Origin of the sequence: Flavobacterium sp. TMP13 (assembly GCF_050847115.1) — a bacterium.
GTDB lineage: Bacteria > Bacteroidota > Bacteroidia > Flavobacteriales > Flavobacteriaceae > Flavobacterium.
The window spans coordinates 145,458-164,712 of sequence record NZ_CP193656.1 but is presented as its reverse complement, the minus strand read 5'-3'; the positions used below and the strand labels follow the sequence as shown (position 1 = coordinate 164,712).

Below are 19,255 nucleotides of genomic sequence, written 5' to 3'. Positions count from 1 at the left end.
TATGTTTTTAATTAATATTTATTGAATTGTTAATTATAGTTTATATGCTACATATAAGCTAAAACTACTATTTTTTGCGTCTTGAAATGCATTTGGTATTGCAGTGTTGCTTTCTTTACCAATAGCTGTTAATCCGTAGTTATAACGTAATCCTACACTTACTGGATTAAAGTCAACTCCAACTCCTGCAGCTAAACCTGCATCAAATTTTTGTAAATTATCAGTTACATCTCTTTCAAAGTTAACTGCTCCTTCACCTTTAACTTTCGAGTTTACCAGGTATGAAGCATATCCACCTGCTTGAATATTAAAGTTTTCAGTTAAATTGAATTTAAAAAGCAATGGTAATTCAATGTAATCTAATTTTAATTTTACATCTCCACTAGCAAAAGCATTGTTGTATTCAACTTTTGATCCTTTAGTTGTATAAAGCAATTCTGGTTGAAAAGCGATATTATCTGTAATAGGCAATCTTGCATATAAACCAGCATTAAAACCGACTAACATGTTTTCATCGTCAGCGTCTGTAGAATATAGATTTGAAGCATTGATTCCCCCTTTGATACCAAATTCTGGATTTCCGCTATCATAACTTTGAGCCATAACTACTCCTAAATTCAAAGATAATAGAGCTGCTAACGCATATTTAATGTTTCTGTTTTTCATAATGATAATTATTTTATAGTATTTATTTAATTTGCGTATTCTCGTTGTTTAATATTATTAATTTAAATCGTCTTATAATTTCTAAAATTCTATTCTGTTTTTTTAAACTCGTAAAAGCAAATAAACTGATTTCCTTGTCTGTTGTTTCTCGTTTTATCGTTTGTAAAAGCGAAATTTCTTTTTCTATATTTCTTTCGATCAAATCGAAATACAAAGCATCTTTATTTAATGTATCTGTACTTTTTTCCTTCTTAAAAATGCCGTTTATAATAATTAATTTTGAACTGGCTGTTTTTGTAATCTCTTCTAAAAATTCAGTTTGGTTTTTTATAATCACCGTACTAAAATTAATTACTCTATTATTTGAACTCTCTAAACCTAACTCTTTATTTGTCTCGAGTGTTTGTTTACTTATTCGCGCCAATTCTACCAAATTACTTGCATCAGCTGATTTTGAATTTCTAAAATTTTGAACATGCCTTTTTATGTCAGCGGTTTTAGTTTCTTCCTTTTTACAAGAACTTAAACAAATAAGAACTGTAAAGACAAACTGCGAAATCAATATTTTTTGAGATTGTTTATTAGCTAATGACATTCTCTTTTGCTTTGTTGATTATTACATTACAAAGATGCGAAGAGAAGGGAAGAATTCCTTTACAGCATAAAAAAGAAACGTTATATAATTTCCATTGTGGGTTTTATATAACGTTTTGAGAAGATTTTGAAAGACCTTAAAATAAGCCTTTATTCGGGCAGAAATACCGTAAATGACGCGCCTTCGCCTAGTTTACTATCGGCCGTAATGTGACCGTTGTGGTTGTCAACTATTTTTTTACAAATTGCTAAACCAATTCCAGTTCCAGGATAATCGTTTTTAGTATGCAGTCGTTTAAATAAAACAAAGATGCTGTGTTTAAATTGTGGGTCAAATCCCATTCCGTTATCGGTAAAAGTAATTTTATGATACTTCTTGATACTATGATTTAGGAAATTGGGATAATCACTGGAGTTTGTTTTTGTATATGAAATTGAAATAACAGGATCTATTTCAGCTTTATTATACTTTAACGAGTTTCCAATCATATTAATAAACAATTGTTCTATTTGATAAGGTATGACTTTTAACTTCGGCAATTTTTCTGAAGATATAGTTGCCTTCTTTTCGTCAATTACCTCTGCAAGCTCTGCCTTTGCATTTTTTAGTACTAGATTCAAATTGGTTTTTATAAATTCTTTCTTGGTAGTGTTGGTTCTTGAGAATAAAAGCAAATCATCTATAAGTACACGCATTCTTTTAGAAGAAGAATCAATTTTGCTGAGATATTCATTTGCTCTAGCTGATAAAGCAGCCTTGTCTTCTTCGGAAAAGCGGGATATAAAAGTTTGAATTTTACGTAGAGGTTCTTGCAAATCGTGGCTGGCAACATGGTTAAAGGAGGCTAATTCTTGATTACTAGCTTCTAATTCTTTATTGCGTTGGTATAATTCAATATTCTGATCATGTTCATCAGTTATATCAAACGAGATTCCAAGAAGTATTTGACCTTCTTCATTTTCTACCAAAAGTCTACCAATAGATTTAAAATGTCTTATGGCTCCGTCTTGACGTACAACCTTATAATATAGTAAGGGTAATTTTTTCTTTTTAACAATTTCAATCATCGATGCTTGCACCGCTTGCTTGTCGTCTTGGTGCACAAATTGAATAAACGTTGTTTTTTCGGGCACAAAAGCGCACGGTTTAAACCCCAATAATCTAAACTGATTGTCAGAATAGTGAACTCGATCACTCTTAAGGTCCCACTGCCATGTGCCAAAATTACCAATTTTCTCGGCATCGTCCATTAAGCGAGTAGAAATTAGCAATTTCTTGTTCGACACTTTCAAGCGTTCGATGTCGCGATTGATTTGTCGGTACGAAAGTATTATTAAAACAAGTGCTACCAGAAATACAGAAATAGAAAAGAGAGGTGTGAGGGAAATTTCGTTATCGTAATTCTTTTGGCTCTGCTCTAAAAATTTCTTTTCGATGTCCTTCATGGAATCTACTTGAAAACGAATGTTTTCCATTAAAATTCGTCCTTTAAAAAGAGAATTTTCAAGTCGTCGTTTATCAAAGTTTTCGACGCTGTTATATTTTAGTGTTTCTTCAAAACAATCGTAACGCTTATTGATCAGCACAAAAAGATTTTTTAGATTTCGTTCTTGTGTGGCATTGTCGGTATTAAGCTTTTGTAATTCGATAAAGGTTCTATTGACTTTATCTCTGGAGAAGTTGTACGGAGCAAGGTAACGCTCATTTTTGGTAATAATAAAACCTCTTTGTCCAGTTTCGGCATCTTTAACATTAGAGATTAAACGCTCTAACTGAATGTTTACTTCGTACGCGTGCATGAGCAATTTACTTGACTCATGCGTATCGCGATTGTGTTTGTACGAAATTGAAGAGATGAATAACAAAATGAAAACGGCTATTACAAAAATAACTCGCAGCAAATTGAAGGAATTAAAATTGAGTATGCGTCTCATTGGTAAGTCAGATTTTAATAAGCTAAATTATTTTAAACGTAACAAAAAATTATCACGGTTCAATCCCGACGTGTGATAATGCCAGTTTAGAGTAATTACCTCGTTGATCAATTTTTTTAGTGTATTAAAATCACTTGGTTTTTTAATGTAAATGTTGGCGCCTTGTACAAATGTGTCTTCAATATCTTCTTCAGAAGACGAAGTAGAGTAGATGGCAATAATCAGATGCTTTAAATGAGGTGTTTTCTTGATCTCGATTAAACATTCTTTTCCTGTTTTTTTAGGCATGTTCAAATCCAGAAATAATACGTCGGGCAAGACCACATCTGGCTGTAGTAAATGCTCCATTAATTGTAAACCGTCGTGAACAAAATTTACTTTTGTTTGCACTTTTATATCCTCAAAAGCGTCCTTGAAAAACAAACGATCGTCTTCGTCATCATCAGCAAGTAAAATGTGTAATGCGTCCTTTTGCATCTAATATAAAATTAAGTTAGTTTAAATTTTCGCGACGTTTCTTGATAATTCGTTGAAAAGCCGATGGTGTTATTCCAGTGGTATTTTTAAATTGAGTACTTAAATGAGCAACGCTCGAATAGTTTAGTAAAAACGCTATTTCTGTTAAACTCATTTCGCCAATTAAAATAAGATGTTTGGAACGCTCAATTTTTTGAATAATAATAAAATTTTCTATCGAAGAATAGGTTACTTCGGAAAACACATTAGACAAATACCCATAACTGTGGTTTAATTTTTCAGACAAATATACGGAACTTTTTAAGTTGTTCTCATTTTCATCCATAAACACCATCTCTATAATGGCATCTTTTATTTTTTGAACCAAAACACTTTTTTGATTCTCTACTACTTCAAAACCAAAAGGCTCCAATTGTTTTTTAATAGTATCAAGTTGTTCAATTGAGACAGATTGATTAAGTTCAATCTCGCCAAAACCAATTGTAGAAAAATCCACGTTAATTTGTTCTAACTTTTCCTTTAAGAAAAGTGAGCAAATCGTGTTAATATCAAACTTTATAAATAGCTTCATAGTGTACAAATATGGATAAAGATAATTAAAATATTTTTTAGAATAGTGTTAATGAATTTATAAGAAGTATTATACTTCTCAAAGGGATTAATTTTCAGGTATTTAAAAAAAAAAACAATAAAATACCGCCTGGGATATTTAAACCAGACGGTATTTTATTGGAACAAAAAAGGCCTACAAATCTGAAATCAGCTTTTGTACTTCGTCTTTAGATTTTCCTAATTTTTGCTGAAGTCTTCCGTATAATTCATCTTCTTTTCCTTCAGCGTACAATAAATCATCATCTGTAAGATCTGCATATTGTTGTTTTAATTTTCCTTTCAATTCATTCCAGTTTCCTTTGATTCCTGTAGTATTCATGATAATATATATTTAGTGTTAATTGATACAGTAAAGCTACTCATTGAGAAGTTGAAGAGCGTTACATTATTTTAATAATAGATTGTAAGATTTGCATTTAGCTTAAATAACGTCTAATAATCCAAGCCATCATTTCGTGCTGCTGCATGATTCCAGTAACGAAATCTGTTGTACCTGCATCATTCGCTTCATCTTCATAAACAGGAAGAGATTCTCTGATTTCAGTAATTATATGTTCGTGGTTGTCTAGCAATTCAGCAAGCATTTCTTTTTGCGAAGGATAAACGTTTGGTGATTCTTTTAAAGTTGCATTATCCGCAAACTCTTTCATTGTACCAATTGTTTTTTCACCTAATTGATTAATTCGTTCTGCAACTTCATCAATCACCTTTTCTAATTGGCCGTATTGTCCTTCAAACAATTTATGTATTTCCATAAAACTATTTCCTGAAATGTTCCAGTGAAATTTTCTTGTTTTTACATATAATGTCATTTCGTTTGATAATAATACAGTTAAATGTGATGCACTTTTTTTAAGATCTTTTGGTGCTATTCCAATATTTGGTTTCATAATATTTATTGTTTGAATGTTGTTTTTCAAAGGTAGAAATACATAGCACTTAATGCTTTACACAATTCAATCTAGATGTTATAGGAATTCAATATTGATCCTTTTTCATTGCTTATATTTTTGTAATTTTGCTAAACAATTTTTTATAGTAAAACATGACTACACAACAACTTCACGAACAAATACTTCAAAAAAAATCATTTTTATGTGTTGGATTAGATCCTGATTTAGCTAAGCTTCCAGCTCATTTATTACGTACAGAAGATCCTATTTTCGAATTCAACAAAGCGATAATCGATGCGACGCATGATCTAGCAGTAGCCTACAAACCCAACACTGCGTTTTTTGAAGCGTATGGGTTAAAAGGTTGGATGTCTTTGCAAAAGACGATTACCTATATCAACGAAAATTATCCTACTATTTTTACCATTGCCGACGCCAAACGTGGTGATATTGGCAATACATCAAGTATGTATGCCAAAGCATTTTTTGAAGATCTAAGTTTTGATAGCGTTACGGTCGCACCTTATATGGGTAAAGATTCTGTAGAACCTTTCTTGGCATTTCAAGATAAACATACAATTATGTTGGCATTGACTTCAAACGAAGGAGCATTTGATTTTCAGACGAAACTTATTGACGGAAAAGAACTGTATAAACATGTGTTGGAAACCTCTAAAACATGGAATAACAGTCAAAATTTAATGTATGTCGTTGGTGCAACCAAAGCAGAATATTTTGCAGAAATTAGAAAAATTGTTCCCGATAGTTTTTTATTAGTTCCAGGAATTGGCGCTCAAGGCGGAAGCTTGGCTGAAGTGTGTAAATACGGAATGACTGATAAAATTGGCTTATTAGTTAATTCAGCGCGAGCGATTATATATGCTTCAAATGGAACTGATTTTGCACAAAAAGCAAGAGAAGAGGCATTGAAAGTGCAGCAGGAAATGGAAATGATCATGAATTATAGATAGATTAAATATTGGTTTTAAAATCAAAATTTAAATTACAGATAAAATTAAAAAATACTCTTGAAAGAATTAACAGATCAAATCGGTACTTTACATACTTTCGATAAGACGCCAAAACGAATTATATCATTGGTTCCTTCTCAGACAGAGCTGTTGTATGATTTAGGTTTAGAAGATCAAATTGTCGGCATTACTAAGTTCTGTGTACATCCCTATCACCTTAAATCGACCAAGAAAAGCGTTGGTGGAACAAAAAAAATACATTTAGAAAAAATCAGATTGCTACAGCCTGACATCATCATTTGTAACAAAGAAGAAAATACCAAGGAAATTGTTGAAAGTCTGAGAGAAATTTGCATCGTTTGGGTAACCGATGTTTTGACTATCGAAGATAATTTTCAGATGATCAGTGATTTTGGTCAAATATTTAATAGAAGGACCGAAGCGCAAAAGTGGAATGATAAAATTGCGTACGGATTAGAAGATTTTAAGAAATTCATTGAAGACTTTCCAATTCGAAGATCTGCTTATTTTATTTGGAAACAGCCGTACATGGTCGCAGGTTCTTCTAATTATATTACTGAATTACTAAAATTAAATCACTTTACTAATATTTACGAGAACAAAGGCAGATATCCTGAAATAGATCTCGAAAAAATGGAGAAAGAAGGTGATCCTGCAGTTATTTTACTTTCGTCAGAACCGTATCCATTTAAGGAAGAAGATGCTATAGAAATTGGACGCTTTACGCATCACGCCAAAACTATATTTGTAGATGGAGAAATGTTCTCTTGGTTTGGGAGTCGTTTAGTAAAAGCATTTCCATACTTTAAGCAAATGCACCGGCGACTGGGACTAGAAGCTTAAATGTTGGGGTTTTCACCAAAAAAAAGCCCGCAATTCTGTGAAGATTTGCGGGCAATCATTTAACTAACCAAAACCAAAATAATAAATAACCAGTTTATTACACTGCAAATATCTAACTATTATATATGTCTTGCTGTTAAGGTTATGTTATTAGTTTGTTGAAGATTCGTTAACAATTATAATTTGATGATTAAATACTTATACACGAGCAACAATAAATTTTTACTATCAAAATATAATAATAATCAATTTTATTTATTAATAGCGATCAAATATCTAACTACATTTGATACAACAGTAAAAAATCAATATTATGGATACGAACGACAAACTTACTACAGCAACAGGAACGCCTGTTCCTGACAATCAAAATACGATGACTGCTGGGCCTCGTGGACCAGTTATGTTACAAGACTTTTGGTTTCTAGAGAAAATGGCTCATTTTGATCGTGAGGTTATACCTGAGCGACGCATGCATGCCAAAGGTTCTGGTGCGTATGGTACTTTTACCGTTACTCATGATATTACCAAATATACTAAGGCAAAGATATTTTCGGAGATTGGTAAAAAGACCGAAATGTTTACTCGTTTTTCTACCGTAGCAGGAGAGCGTGGAGCGGCAGATGCCGAACGTGACATTCGTGGTTTTTCTATGAAATTTTATACCGAAGAAGGTAATTGGGATTTGGTTGGAAATAACACACCAGTTTTCTTTTTTAGAGATCCAATGAAATTTCCCGATTTGAATCACGCAGTTAAAAGAGATCCACAAACTAATTTAAGAAGTGCCGACAATAACTGGGATTTCTGGACTTTGTTGCCCGAAGCTCTGCATCAGGTTACTATTGTAATGAGTGATCGTGGTATTCCGAAATCCTACCGTCAAATGCATGGTTTTGGAAGTCACACGTTTAGCTTTATAAATGCACAAAACGAGAGACACTGGGTAAAATTTCATTTTAGATCACAACAAGGAATTGAAAATTATTCGGATGAGGAAGCTGCAAAGTTAGTGGGTAGTGATCGCGAAAGCCATCAAAGAGATTTATTTGAAGCAATTGATAAAGAAAATTTTCCAAAATGGAAAATGTTTGTTCAAATCATGACCGAAGAAGAAGCGAAAACGTATAAGTTTCATCCTTTTGACTTAACTAAGGTTTGGTTAAAATCTGATTTTCCTTTAATTCCGGTTGGTGAATTTGAATTGAACAGAAACCCGCAAAATTATTTTGCCGAAGTAGAACAAGCCGCTTTTAATCCCGCACATATTGTTCCTGGTATTGGTTTCTCTCCTGATAAAATGCTACAAGGACGTTTGTTTTCATACGGAGATGCACAGCGTTATCGATTAGGAGTTAATAATTACCAAATTCCAGTAAATGCACCTAAATGTCCGTACAATACTTTTCATCGCGATGGAGCCATGAGAGTAGATGGAAATCAAGGAGCTAAAAAACATTACGAGCCTAATAGTTTTGGATTGTGGAACGAACAGCCAGAGCACAAAGAGCCGCCATTAGAACTAAGTGGAGATGCGTACGCGTACAACTTCCGTGAAGATGATGCTGATTATTTTACACAACCTGGTTTGTTATTTCGTTTGTTAACAGAAGAGAAAAAACAATTGTTATTTCACAATACAGCCAATCAAGTTGGAAATGCACAAAAATTCATTCAAATACGTCATATCAGAAACTGTTGTAAAGCCGATCCTGCTTATGGTGAAGGCGTTGCAAAAGCGTTAGAAATGACCATGGATGAGGTTAATAACTTTACAGATCCAAGATTATAGTTGTAAAGAGTTACTATTTGGAGATGTAAAACTAAAAATTACAGCTCTACATTTAATAGCGAACCCGATAATTTTAGGATTATCGGGTTTATTATTTTATAAATGGTATGAATAAATAATTTAGTTTTTCTTCGGCAAGGGACTAATGATTTGAACATTTTGAAATACAATCGCACCTTTAACCACGCCAGCAATTGTACTTCGTAAAGCATCAATAATGTGCATTTTTAATTCACTTTTAGGATAAATTAAACTTACTTCTCTTGCAGGTTTTGGCTCTGCAAAATGGCGGAGTTTTAATTTGTCTTTTTCCTTCAGGTCTAATGTATGTAAATACGGTAACAACGTGGTTCCTAAACCTTCGTCTGCTAATTTTATTAAAGTTTCAAAACTTCCGCTTTCAATTTGAAAAGAACTTTTTTCGTTTGCAGATGCATTTTTGCATAAATTTAAAATACCGTCTCTAAAACAATGTCCATCTTGCAGCAGCAAAATTTCGCTTACATCTAAATCATTAATGGTAATTTCTTTTTTCTGAAAGTTTGAATGATTTTCTGGTATGTAAGCTACAAATGGTTCAAAATACAATACAATTTCTTTGATCTTTTCATCTTCTAACGGTGTGGCTGCTATTGCAGCGTCCAAATGTCCGTTTTTAAGTTTTAGAATTATTTCGTCGGTATTTAATTCTTCGATTAAGAGTTTTACCTTCGGATACTTTTTTACAAAATTACTTAGAAACATCGGTAGCAGTGTAGGCATGATTGTTGGAATTATTCCTAGCCGGAAGTCACCACCAATAAAACCTTTTTGTTGTTCTACAATATCTTTAATTCGATCGGCTTCACTAACTATCTTCTTCGCCTGATTTACAATTTTCTCCCCGATCTCGGTTACTTGAATGGGCTTTTTACTTCGATCAAAAATTAAGATACTTAGCTCTTCTTCGATTTTTTGTATTTGCATACTCAATGTCGGTTGTGTAACGAAACATTTTTCGGCAGCCAACGTAAAATTTCTATGTTCAGCAACAGCTAATACATATTGTAATTGTGTAATAGTCATTTTGATAGTATTTTGTGATACAAAAATAAGAAAATATAACTTTTATTTATAGTTTTTCACAAGGGGTTTCGTTAAATTTACTATTATTAATTCAAAATAAGTGAAATACTATGAAAACCAATATTTTAGGGTTACCCGTTAAAGAATCAGAAGAAATGGTAAAAGAGCTAAATGTGCTTTTAGCTAATTTTCAAGTGTATTATCAAAATTTAAGAGGAATTCATTGGAATATTAGAGGGAAACGCTTCTTTGAGTTACATGTAAAGTTTGAAGAATTATACGGTGATGCGCAACTAAAAATTGATATGGTCGCAGAGCGTGTACTCACTGTAGGCGGAACGCCGTTGCATACGTTTGAAGATTATATGTCAAACAACAAAATGGCAGTAGGTAAAAATATATCTCAAGACGAAAAGGCAGTGCAGTTAATTGTTGACTCTCTAACTGACTTATTGAAGATAGAACGAACAATATTAAATAAATCGAACGAAATTAACGACGAAGGAACGAACTCTATGATGAGTGATTTTATTGCTGAACAAGAAAAAACAGTTTGGATGATGAACGCTTGGTTGGAAAAAGATTTGTAAAATTTCCAAAAAAAAAAAACTCGACTGATATAAAATATATTAGTCGAGTTTTTTTTGCATAATAACCATAATTTTGCAGAACTTTTTTTCTGTCAATCAGTAATAATACAACAACTTTAAAAATTAATTAGATAAAAATAATTGGTATGTATGTCTTTTTTAGTAACTCTTATTGCTATTGTTGTTACAGATTTCTAAAAATAAGCACGGTGTGATGTTGTAATAAGTATTATTTTTGCAACAGGGCTAAATTACTAATCGACGATTTCTTTAGAAAAAGGAGAATATAAAAATGTATATGTTTTTTCTTTTTATTTTGTCCTTTTATAAGTCCTATTGATACAAGATAAAACTTCAATTAAAAATAAATAATCAACTGAGCCAATGATCGATTTTTATAAGAAAATGTTAGATAACAATAAACAGTGGGTTTTAGAAACACTTGAAAAGGATCCTGATTTTTTTTCGCATTTAGCAAAAGGACAAACGCCACCCTTATTGTGGATTGGATGCTCGGACAGTCGCGTTCCTGCCAACGAAATTATCGGAGCTAAATCGGGAGAAGTTTTTGTACACCGAAACATTGCCAATATGGTGATACATACCGATATGAATATGTTGAGTGTGTTAGATTATGCGGTTAATGTTTTAAAAGTAAAGCACGTTATTGTATGCGGTCACTATGGTTGCGGTGGCGTAAAAGCTGCTATGGGAAATCAATCTATTGGCATTATTGACAACTGGATCCGCCATATTAAAACTGTATATCGTTTGCATGATAAGTTTTTAGATGCTATAGTAGATGAGGCTGAACGATTTAATGCGTTTGTAGAAGTAAACGCAAAAGAGCAAGTTTTTGATTTGGCCAAAACTTCAATTGTGCAAAACGCTTGGAAGAATGGGCAAGATTTGATGTTGCACGGTTGGGTTTACGGATTAAATTCAGGTTATGTAACCGATTTAGAAGTAAATATTAGTTCAAACGACGAACTAGATGAAGTGTATCAGCTAAAATTATAAATAGAAAAATCGCCAATCGGCGATTTTTTTATTCTGAATCGTCTAGGTTTTCATTGAAAGAAGACGGTAATAGCTGCGGAATAAATTTTATTAAAATCGGTAGTAATAAACTCCCGCCTGGTAATAAAAATATGGTGAGTGAGGGAATTGTTTTGCAAATGTCAAGCAATTGTCTTCTCACTTTTTTCTTTTCTTTGGGATCCAGATCGCGAACTGTAGAGTAAGCAAGAAGCACCATAAGTTCTTTACTTTCCATAACTTCTTTTACTAAACGATTTTTATTGCGTGTTACCAGCGTAATAACATTTTTGGTGGTTTGATCGTAAAAGTGTTTAACTGGATTCGAATAATTAAAATATGGAATTTTTTTGCGATGCTCTGTTATAAAAGCGTCGGTATCCGTGATACTTATAGCTGCAAATTCGTCAGATACCTGTATAACTTTTGCTAAGGAATATAAAAAGTAAGCTTCTTCGTTTTCTACTTTTCCATCGCTCCATAACGCCATTCCGGCCATGTCTATAAAATAATAATATTCTAATTCATTAGTAAAATAATCGAACTGCAACGTTTCTATTGTTTCTACTGTTGCTTTAGAAAATTTGCTGTATCGAATAGACGCTTCAAATAATTTAATCAATAAATCATCATGAATTGATTTTATTGTTTTTGTTTTTAAAGCAATGGCGACTAAGCTCATTACTGTTTCTTCTATTTTCTTAAAATATTTTTCGGGTAGTTCGCCATGAATTAAATAAGAACGAAATGCCAACACATCAATAAATAATAAGGCATTAGTCACCAAGTGTGAGAAACTTTTATTAATTAAACTATCATTGGTTTGAACGCGCTCATTAATAATATTCTCTAAAGTTAATGCATCCGAATTCTTGGGTAAAATAAGTTTGAACAAATTAAATCCTTCGGGATTCATCTGCTGATAAAAATGCAATGCTTTTGTGATAAAATCTTTATGGTCAACGCTTTTTTCTGTCAGCGCATACATTCCGAACAACGTATTTAATAACGCTATTTTAGAGATTTCAGTTTTAAACCAACCTTTTGCAATTATCGGTTTAGGGGTTTCAAAACCAATAATGTGTCCGTAAATAAAACCCGTACTTCTAACTTTTAGGTAGTAAGAGAGCGGCGTTTCCTTGAGAAAATCTGCAGTAAACTTTTGTTCACTAAAAAATTTGTCAATCCAGCCAAAATTAGAAGGGTTAATCATTAATTTTAATTTAAGACTACAAAGTTATAATATTTTATTGTTTTGCAATTCAACTAAAATAAATAACCGTTTTATTTTTGAGAAATAAAACGGTTAAAATTATAATTTATTTTATGATTGCCGAACAAGCTACTCTCGCTCCTGCGTTACCTGCAGGCTGCGATGTAAAATCATCTTGTTCTTCATGTACAATTAGACCTTTACCTAATATGTCTTTTTTCTCATCCCCGCAACCAATACACCATTCGTCTGTAACTAGAGTTATCTTTCCGTTTCCATTTGCGTCAGCAGTAAAGTTTCCTATGTCACCTTTATGGTAAGAATCAGATCCCCATTTTCCATGATTTTGAAAAGTTGGGTTCCAATGTCCGCCAGCAGAACTTCCGTCGGCCGCAGAACAGTCAGATTTTTCGTGTATATGAATAGCGTGAACACCAGGTGTTAATCCCGAAATGTTTGCTTCAAAAGTAACTTTTCCGTCTTTTTCTGTAAAAATAGCAGTACCAGTAACGATACTATTACTTTTTGGTTCTAGCGCTATTGTTAGTTTTTTGGTGTCATTAGATTTTGTACTGGTCTTACAGCCAGTCATAAATGCCCCTAAAATAGCAATCGAAACTAATATTTTTCTCATAATTACAAGTTTAAAAAATGAATAATAGGTAAAGTTAGTTTAAAATTTTTACAAGAGTTGACGCAAAAAAATAAATAATGTGTCCAAATAGTATTTAAAATTTTTAAGTTTATTTTACAATTAACCCAATATATTATGTGTAATTTAGATTAGGTTTTCGACGAAGAAGACGATTTATTAAATATTTAATTTTTTTTATTATGTTAAAAAACATCCTTAGAATGATATTGTTATGTGTAGTATTGGCTTCTTGTACAAGTACTAAAAGCACAAGTTCAGATGCTAAACCAGTTACACAGTTAGATGGAACTTGGGAACTTAATTACATTACAGGTCCAAGAATTGCTTTTCAAGGTTTATATCCTGAGCAAAAACCAGAAGTGTTTTTTGATACGAAGCAAAATCTAGTTTCGGGTAATGACAGTTGTAATTTATTTAGCAGTGAATTGAAATTAAAAGCAAGCGCAATTGATTTTACAGGTCCAATGGCTATGACCAAAAAAATGTGTATGGAAGGTCAAGAAGGGCAACAACTTTTTATGAGTACGATTAATAAAATTGACCATTATGAGGTTTCTGCTGATGGAAAAACTTTGACTTTTAAAACAGGAGATATGGCGATGATGCGCTTTACCAAAAAGTAATTTCTTTAGAATTATTTGCTGATGAAAAATAAATTTCGACTGTTAGTTTTCGTGTTTTTTATTTTGATTAATTCAAACAACGCGCAAGAGAAAACAAAGAGAGTACTGAAAGACGAACAAAGAGGAATTACAGTCAATCAAATAACAGATTTAATTAATTCACAAAACTTTGTTTTTTATGCTCGCTTTGTGGAGCCTATGGCAAGTAGACATATCAATGTCGAAGGTGAAAATTATACGGTGAATTACACAACAGATTTGGTTGAGAGTTATTTGCCGTATTTTGGACGAGCGTATAGCATTGGATATGGCGGAGATGGAGGTTTAAAATTTAAAGGAAAATCTGAAAGCTATACAGTCGAAAAAAAGAAAAAGTATTACTTAATTAGTACTACGGTAAAAGGAGAGAACGATACATTCAGACTTACTTTATCTGTTTATTTTGAAGGTAGTGCCACTCTTGTTGTTAGCAGTAATAATCGAAGCACGATAAGTTACACTGGTGAGATTCAAGCTTTATCGAAGTCGGAGTAGTTGTCAGATAGAAATACTACTTCTTTATTGGAAATAAAAATAAAAAAAAATCCGAATCGCCTGCGATTCGGATTTTTTTTTACGTTACTTTTTTACTTTTTCTTTATAAATAGCATCCAGCATCCCGTCTTGTGGACTATCTAAGGCCAATTCCCAAAACATGATCCCGCCTAATTTTTTCTTTTTAGCGTAAGCTGTTTTTTCAATTATCGAAGAAATATCGTCTCCAGTTGCAAACTTTTTCTCATTTGCGTTATACCAATATCCTGCCTTAGCATTTTTATCCCAAAAGTATTTCCAACCATTAGCTTCTGTGAACGTCGTAGCATAATTTTTAAAAGTTATACCGGCAACATGATTTCCAGCTTGATATAAACCATTATTTACGTTGGCTACATTTTCCCAAATTCGAGTGTAAAAAGCACCACCAATAACTAATTTGTCAGAAGGAATTCCTAATTTCAGTAAATATTCTACAGCTTTATTTGTAGATTCAGCTGTTTTATTTCCACTATATAAGGGAGCTTGGTGTCCTGTTACGGTTGCATAGCCGTTCACTAAATCGTAACTCATAATATTAACGCGATCTAGTAATGGCATTATAATTTTCCATTCTACAGATTCATTCAGGAACTTTTGAAAACCGCCCGCTGCAAAACTTAGTTCGTTTGTATTTCCTAATGTTGTACGCAATATTTTAACTAATTCAGTGAAATTGGTACGATCGTCCGCTTTAAAGGGATGTCCAGGCATTCCTTCGATAGCAGGATATTCCCAATCTAAATCAATACCATCCGTTTTAAAATAATCATTTACTTCTTTTACCGATTTGGCAAAAAGACTGCGTCCTTCAGCTGTAGAAAAAGCTTCAGAGCACGGTTCACAACCAGCCCAACCACCAAGAGATAGCATGATCTTTAAATTTGGATTTTTAGCTTTTAATCCAACCAAGTGTTTGATAGTAATTGAGTCCTTTGGAGAATCAACGCTTAGTTTGCCGTCTTTTAAATGACAGAAACTAAAAATGATGTGAGTTAGTTTAGTAACATCATACTGTTCGATTACTTTGTCGTCGCCTGTATAGTAAGCAATAACATCAATAGATTTGGTTTTTTGGGCATACGCTTGTCCCAAAAATAAGCAGAAGAACACCAATGCAATTTTTTTGCAATTTTTCATTTTTTAAGAGTTTTTAGTTTTTAGAACCTTAAATATAGGTGTTTTTAATGTATTTAGCCGCATTACAAAGGTGTAGGTGCAAAAAAACCGCATTGTTTTCGGGACAATGCGGTTTTAAACAAATTAAAATTAGCTAAAAACTATCTTTAACGTTAGAAACAGTATGTATTTTCTGCAACTAATTTTGATGTAATAATTTCTCGTAAACCAACTACGTTTGGCATATTGGCATATTTAGTAAAACGTTTTAATCCCATTAGCATCATGCGTTGTTCATCACCTTCAGCAAAAGAAACAATTGCTTCTTTACCTTTTTGTGTGATGATATCAACTGCTTCGTACAAGTACAATTGAGCCATTGCGATTTGTTCTTTCACTTTTGCTTCGCCGTCTTTTTTGGCTAGTTTTTCAGTTCTAAGAATAGTACTTTCTGCCATGTAGATTTCGATCAAAATATCAGAAGCAGCCATTAATATTTGTTGGTGCGAATCTAATTCTGTACCGTATTTTTGTACCGCACTACCAGCAACCATTAAAAAGACTTTTTTCAATTTTGTGATCATCTCTTTTTCTTCTGCAAATAATTCAGAGTAATCAGGCGTGTCAAAAGATGGAATTCCCATTAATTCTTCACCTACTTTTGTAGCAGGCCCTAACAAATCCACGTGACCTTTCATTGCTTTTTTAATCAACATTCCTACAGAAAGCATTCTGTTGATTTCGTTTGTACCTTCGTAAATACGTGCAATACGAGCATCTCTCCAAGCACTTTCCATTGGTGTGTCTTCAGAGAATCCCATTCCACCAAAGATCTGAATTCCTTCATCAGAACAGTTTTGAATGTCTTCAGAAACTGCTACTTTTAATATAGAGCATTCGATAGCATATTCTTCCACACCTTTCAATTCTGCATCTTGATGCGTTTCGCCAGCAGCTTCACGATCAGCAATTCTGTCTTCGATGTTTTTTGCAGCTCTATAAGAAGCGCTTTCGCCTGCGTATGCACTAGTTGCCATTTCGGCTAACTTAGAGCGAATAGCACCAAACTGAGAGATTGGTGTATTAAATTGTTGTCTTTCATTCGCATACTTAACCGATTCTGTGATTACTCTTCTTTGAGCATCCAGACAAGCAGCAGCCAATTTGATACGACCCACATTTAACGCATTCATCGCAATTTTAAAACCATTTCCTCTTTCAGACAACATATTCTCTACAGGAACTACCGTGTCATTAAAGAAAACTTGACGCGTAGATGAAGCACGAATTCCTAATTTATGCTCTTCTTCGTTCATTGTTATTCCATTACTAGGATCATTTTCAACGATGAAACCAGTAATATTTTTGTCATCTCCGATACGTGCAAAAACGATAAATAGACTACAGAAACCTGCATTCGAAATCCACATTTTTTGACCAGAGATTGAGTAAGATTTTCCATCCTCTGATAATACTGCTTTGGTCTTTCCAGAATTAGCATCAGATCCCGCACCTGGTTCTGTTAAACAATACGCTCCAAACCATTCGCCTGTTGCTAATTTAGGTACATATTTTTGCTTTTGCTCCTCGGTTCCGTACAACGTAATTGGCATGGTACCAATTCCTGTGTGCGCACCGAAAGCAGTCGAGAACGATCCAGTTGCACCAGAAATATAATCGCATACTAACATGGTAGATACAAATCCCATTCCTAATCCACCATAAGCTTCAGGAACGGCAACACCTAGCAAACCAAGTTCGCCTGCTTTTTTCATACATTCTTGTGTATAAGCGTAATCCTTTTTCTCAAAACGATCTTTGTGTGCCCATAGTTCTTTGTCAACAAACTCTTTTACAGAGTCACGCATCATTAATTGCTCTTCAGAAAAATCTTCAGGAGTGAAGACATCTTCGCATTTGGTTTCTTTTACAAGGAATTGTCCTCCTCTGGTTTTATTATCGCTCATTGCCTTATTTTTTTAAATTTTGAATTTTAAATTTTAAATTATTTGGACTCTTGTGATGTTTTAATTATTTTGGTAATAATATTTATAATATGTTCAATTTCAATAATATATATATTCATTTCAATTGATGTAAGTTCAGATTTATCTAAAAGTCGTAACCAGTATTTTGTTTCTCGTGCTTCTTTGGAAGCAATTGACATTTTATGAATAAAATCGTTTCTCGATTGAGCAGCGATAGCTTCTTCGACATTGGCACCAATACTTGTTGCTGATCTTAAAATTTGCTTTGAGATTATAAATTCATTTTCCTTTTTAAGAAGAATAAAAAGATTTACAATTGAAAGTGCAAAATCAAATGTCTTGGTAGCAATTATGTTTTCCTTCATCTTAATTTGAAATTTAAAATTTAAAATTCAAAATAATTTTAAAGAACCTCATAAATCCCTGCAGCTCCTTGTCCAGTTCCTACGCACATAGTTACAATTCCGTATTTATTTCCTCTGCGTTTCATTTCATCAAATAATTGAACCGAAAGTTTCGCTCCAGTACATCCTAATGGATGTCCTAACGCAATTGCTCCACCGTTTACGTTTACGATATCAGGATTTAACCCTAATTCACGAATAACAGCTAAAGATTGTGAGGCAAAGGCTTCGTTCAATTCAAATAATTCGATATCATTCAAAGACATTCCAGCTTGTTTCAATACTTTCGGAATTGCTTTTACAGGACCGATACCCATAATTCTTGGCTCTACACCTGAAGATGCAAAGTTGACCAAGCGCGCAATTGGTTCAAGATTCAATTCTTTTACCATTTCTTCACTCATCACCAAAACGAAAGCAGCACCATCACTCATTTGTGAAGAATTACCAGCAGTTACACTTCCACCGTCAGCAAATACGGCACGCAATCCAGCTAAACCTTCAAGCGTAGTTCCTAATCTCGGACCTTCGTCTTTGCTGACTACGTATGATTTGGTTTCTTTTTTACCATTTGCATTGATAAAAGTTTGCTCTACAGTAATAGGAACAATTTGTTTGTCAAATTTACCATCTGCTTGTGCTTTTAACGCTTTCATTTGAGAGTTGAACGCAAACTCATCTTGATCTTCTCTTGACACGTTATACTGCGTAGCAACTGCTTCAGCAGTTAAACCCATTCCCCAGTAATAGTCTTCATTTCCTGCTTTTGCAACTTTATAATCTGGTGTTGGTTTGTAACCACCCATCGGAATATAACTCATGCTTTCTGCACCACCAGCAATGATACAATGCGCCATTCCTGATTGAATTTTTGCCGTTGCCATACCAATAGTTTCTAAACCAGAGGCGCAGTAACGGTTTACAGTCACACCAGGAACATCGTCAATCTTCAATCCCATTAGCGAGATCAAACGAGCGACATTCAAACCTTGTTCTGCTTCAGGCATAGCGTTACCCACCATGACATCATCAATTCTTGTTTTGTCAAAATCAGGCAATTCATTCATCATGTATTGAATGGTTTCTGCAGCTAATTCATCAGGTCTTTTGAATCTAAACACACCTTTAGGTGCTTTACCCACGGCTGTTCTGTATGCTTTTACTATATAGGCTGTTTTCATTT

The 19,255-nt window shown here is 33.4% G+C and carries 21 protein-coding genes; 7 read left to right on the top strand and 14 right to left on the bottom strand.

What is annotated here, in order from left to right; translation table 11 throughout:
- Positions 1-33 precede the first annotated feature (33 nt).
- The 7 genes from ACRASX_RS00735 to ACRASX_RS00705 form a co-directional block, all read right to left on the bottom strand.
- The gene (locus tag ACRASX_RS00735) at positions 34-666 is read right to left on the bottom strand and encodes a porin family protein (RefSeq protein ID WP_066309822.1); all 633 of its coding nucleotides are present in this window, start codon (positions 664-666) and stop codon (positions 34-36) included.
- 22 nt (positions 667-688) lie between these two features.
- Positions 689-1,261 (bottom strand): hypothetical protein, encoded by a 573-nt coding sequence (locus ACRASX_RS00730; RefSeq protein ID WP_432222088.1) that lies wholly within the window; start codon positions 1,259-1,261, stop codon positions 689-691.
- Between the two features lie 149 nt (positions 1,262-1,410).
- Positions 1,411-3,195 carry a sensor histidine kinase gene (locus ACRASX_RS00725; RefSeq protein WP_432222087.1) on the bottom strand — a complete coding sequence of 595 codons (1,785 nt, stop codon included), beginning with the start codon at positions 3,193-3,195 and terminating at the stop codon, positions 1,411-1,413.
- 27 nt (positions 3,196-3,222) lie between these two features.
- Entirely contained in the window at positions 3,223-3,672 is a 450-nt protein-coding gene (locus tag ACRASX_RS00720) for a response regulator (protein WP_066309816.1), read from the bottom strand.
- 16 nt (positions 3,673-3,688) lie between these two features.
- On the bottom strand, positions 3,689-4,243 hold the full coding sequence (locus ACRASX_RS00715; protein ID WP_432222086.1) for a helix-turn-helix domain-containing protein: 555 nt from the start codon (positions 4,241-4,243) through the stop codon (positions 3,689-3,691).
- Between the two features lie 174 nt (positions 4,244-4,417).
- The gene (locus tag ACRASX_RS00710; protein ID WP_066309810.1) at positions 4,418-4,603 is read right to left on the bottom strand and encodes a CsbD family protein; all 186 of its coding nucleotides are present in this window, start codon (positions 4,601-4,603) and stop codon (positions 4,418-4,420) included.
- Between the two features lie 97 nt (positions 4,604-4,700).
- On the bottom strand, positions 4,701-5,174 hold the full coding sequence (locus ACRASX_RS00705; protein WP_066309808.1) for a Dps family protein: 474 nt from the start codon (positions 5,172-5,174) through the stop codon (positions 4,701-4,703).
- Positions 5,175-5,329: 155 nt separating this feature from the next.
- Between ACRASX_RS00705 and pyrF the strand changes: the two genes are divergently transcribed.
- The 3 genes from pyrF (at position 5,330) to ACRASX_RS00690 (ending at position 8,804) form a co-directional block, all read left to right on the top strand.
- A complete protein-coding gene (gene pyrF / locus ACRASX_RS00700; RefSeq protein ID WP_432222085.1) occupies positions 5,330-6,148 on the top strand; it encodes an orotidine-5'-phosphate decarboxylase in 819 nt (272 codons plus the stop codon).
- A 57-nt stretch (positions 6,149-6,205) separates the two neighbouring features.
- Positions 6,206-7,012, top strand: coding sequence for an ABC transporter substrate-binding protein (locus ACRASX_RS00695; RefSeq protein WP_432222084.1), 807 nt, complete (start codon positions 6,206-6,208; stop codon positions 7,010-7,012).
- A gap of 313 nt (positions 7,013-7,325) precedes the next feature.
- A complete protein-coding gene (locus ACRASX_RS00690; RefSeq protein WP_432222083.1) occupies positions 7,326-8,804 on the top strand; it encodes a catalase in 1,479 nt (492 codons plus the stop codon).
- Positions 8,805-8,924: 120 nt separating this feature from the next.
- On the opposite strand, the gene ACRASX_RS00685 is transcribed toward ACRASX_RS00690, so the two are convergent.
- The gene (locus ACRASX_RS00685) at positions 8,925-9,869 is read right to left on the bottom strand and encodes a LysR substrate-binding domain-containing protein (protein WP_066309799.1); all 945 of its coding nucleotides are present in this window, start codon (positions 9,867-9,869) and stop codon (positions 8,925-8,927) included.
- A gap of 110 nt (positions 9,870-9,979) precedes the next feature.
- Here ACRASX_RS00685 and ACRASX_RS00680 point away from each other — a divergent pair, with 110 nt between their 5' ends.
- On the top strand, positions 9,980-10,459 hold the full coding sequence (locus ACRASX_RS00680) for a Dps family protein (protein WP_432222082.1): 480 nt from the start codon (positions 9,980-9,982) through the stop codon (positions 10,457-10,459).
- Positions 10,460-10,843: 384 nt separating this feature from the next.
- Positions 10,844-11,479 carry a carbonate dehydratase gene (gene can, locus ACRASX_RS00675; protein ID WP_432222081.1) on the top strand — a complete coding sequence of 212 codons (636 nt, stop codon included), beginning with the start codon at positions 10,844-10,846 and terminating at the stop codon, positions 11,477-11,479.
- A 28-nt stretch (positions 11,480-11,507) separates the two neighbouring features.
- Here can and ACRASX_RS00670 read toward each other — a convergent pair whose 3' ends face one another.
- Together ACRASX_RS00670 and ACRASX_RS00665 are read right to left on the bottom strand one after the other, a co-directional pair.
- Positions 11,508-12,710 (bottom strand): LETM1-related biofilm-associated protein, encoded by a 1,203-nt coding sequence (locus ACRASX_RS00670; RefSeq protein WP_066309791.1) that lies wholly within the window; start codon positions 12,708-12,710, stop codon positions 11,508-11,510.
- 106 nt (positions 12,711-12,816) lie between these two features.
- A complete protein-coding gene (locus ACRASX_RS00665) occupies positions 12,817-13,344 on the bottom strand; it encodes a superoxide dismutase family protein (protein ID WP_432222080.1) in 528 nt (175 codons plus the stop codon).
- 221 nt (positions 13,345-13,565) lie between these two features.
- Here ACRASX_RS00665 and ACRASX_RS00660 point away from each other — a divergent pair, with 221 nt between their 5' ends.
- The gene (locus tag ACRASX_RS00660; protein WP_432222079.1) at positions 13,566-13,988 is read left to right on the top strand and encodes an META domain-containing protein; all 423 of its coding nucleotides are present in this window, start codon (positions 13,566-13,568) and stop codon (positions 13,986-13,988) included.
- Positions 13,989-14,009: 21 nt separating this feature from the next.
- On the top strand, positions 14,010-14,522 hold the full coding sequence (locus ACRASX_RS00655; RefSeq protein WP_432222078.1) for a DUF4251 domain-containing protein: 513 nt from the start codon (positions 14,010-14,012) through the stop codon (positions 14,520-14,522).
- Positions 14,523-14,606: 84 nt separating this feature from the next.
- On the opposite strand, the gene ACRASX_RS00650 is transcribed toward ACRASX_RS00655, so the two are convergent.
- The 4 genes from ACRASX_RS00650 to ACRASX_RS00635 all read right to left on the bottom strand — a co-directional run bounded on the left by ACRASX_RS00650 (position 14,607) and on the right by ACRASX_RS00635 (position 19,253).
- A complete protein-coding gene (locus ACRASX_RS00650) occupies positions 14,607-15,701 on the bottom strand; it encodes a glycoside hydrolase family 18 protein (RefSeq protein ID WP_432222077.1) in 1,095 nt (364 codons plus the stop codon).
- 152 nt (positions 15,702-15,853) lie between these two features.
- Complete coding sequence (locus ACRASX_RS00645; protein WP_432222076.1) at positions 15,854-17,647, bottom strand: acyl-CoA dehydrogenase family protein; 1,794 nt, start codon at positions 17,645-17,647, stop codon at positions 15,854-15,856.
- Between the two features lie 38 nt (positions 17,648-17,685).
- A complete protein-coding gene (locus ACRASX_RS00640; RefSeq protein WP_066309774.1) occupies positions 17,686-18,033 on the bottom strand; it encodes a four helix bundle protein in 348 nt (115 codons plus the stop codon).
- Positions 18,034-18,071: 38 nt separating this feature from the next.
- Positions 18,072-19,253, bottom strand: coding sequence for an acetyl-CoA C-acyltransferase (locus ACRASX_RS00635; RefSeq protein WP_066309771.1), 1,182 nt, complete (start codon positions 19,251-19,253; stop codon positions 18,072-18,074).
- Positions 19,254-19,255 lie beyond the last annotated feature (2 nt).

Coding starts and splice junctions, on each gene's coding strand:
- ACRASX_RS00735 (WP_066309822.1), bottom strand. CDS start 666: ATGAAAAACAGAAACATTAAATATGCGTTAGCAGCTCTATTATCTTTG.
- ACRASX_RS00730 (WP_432222088.1), bottom strand. CDS start 1,261: ATGTCATTAGCTAATAAACAATCTCAAAAAATATTGATTTCGCAGTTT.
- ACRASX_RS00725 (WP_432222087.1), bottom strand. CDS start 3,195: ATGAGACGCATACTCAATTTTAATTCCTTCAATTTGCTGCGAGTTATT.
- ACRASX_RS00720 (WP_066309816.1), bottom strand. CDS start 3,672: ATGCAAAAGGACGCATTACACATTTTACTTGCTGATGATGACGAAGAC.
- ACRASX_RS00715 (WP_432222086.1), bottom strand. CDS start 4,243: ATGAAGCTATTTATAAAGTTTGATATTAACACGATTTGCTCACTTTTC.
- ACRASX_RS00710 (WP_066309810.1), bottom strand. CDS start 4,603: ATGAATACTACAGGAATCAAAGGAAACTGGAATGAATTGAAAGGAAAA.
- ACRASX_RS00705 (WP_066309808.1), bottom strand. CDS start 5,174: ATGAAACCAAATATTGGAATAGCACCAAAAGATCTTAAAAAAAGTGCA.
- pyrF (WP_432222085.1), top strand. CDS start 5,330: ATGACTACACAACAACTTCACGAACAAATACTTCAAAAAAAATCATTT.
- ACRASX_RS00690 (WP_432222083.1), top strand. CDS start 7,326: ATGGATACGAACGACAAACTTACTACAGCAACAGGAACGCCTGTTCCT.
- ACRASX_RS00685 (WP_066309799.1), bottom strand. CDS start 9,869: ATGACTATTACACAATTACAATATGTATTAGCTGTTGCTGAACATAGA.
- ACRASX_RS00680 (WP_432222082.1), top strand. CDS start 9,980: ATGAAAACCAATATTTTAGGGTTACCCGTTAAAGAATCAGAAGAAATG.
- can (WP_432222081.1), top strand. CDS start 10,844: ATGATCGATTTTTATAAGAAAATGTTAGATAACAATAAACAGTGGGTT.
- ACRASX_RS00670 (WP_066309791.1), bottom strand. CDS start 12,710: ATGATTAACCCTTCTAATTTTGGCTGGATTGACAAATTTTTTAGTGAA.
- ACRASX_RS00665 (WP_432222080.1), bottom strand. CDS start 13,344: ATGAGAAAAATATTAGTTTCGATTGCTATTTTAGGGGCATTTATGACT.
- ACRASX_RS00660 (WP_432222079.1), top strand. CDS start 13,566: ATGATATTGTTATGTGTAGTATTGGCTTCTTGTACAAGTACTAAAAGC.
- ACRASX_RS00655 (WP_432222078.1), top strand. CDS start 14,010: ATGAAAAATAAATTTCGACTGTTAGTTTTCGTGTTTTTTATTTTGATT.
- ACRASX_RS00650 (WP_432222077.1), bottom strand. CDS start 15,701: ATGAAAAATTGCAAAAAAATTGCATTGGTGTTCTTCTGCTTATTTTTG.
- ACRASX_RS00645 (WP_432222076.1), bottom strand. CDS start 17,647: ATGAGCGATAATAAAACCAGAGGAGGACAATTCCTTGTAAAAGAAACC.
- ACRASX_RS00640 (WP_066309774.1), bottom strand. CDS start 18,033: ATGAAGGAAAACATAATTGCTACCAAGACATTTGATTTTGCACTTTCA.
- ACRASX_RS00635 (WP_066309771.1), bottom strand. CDS start 19,253: ATGAAAACAGCCTATATAGTAAAAGCATACAGAACAGCCGTGGGTAAA.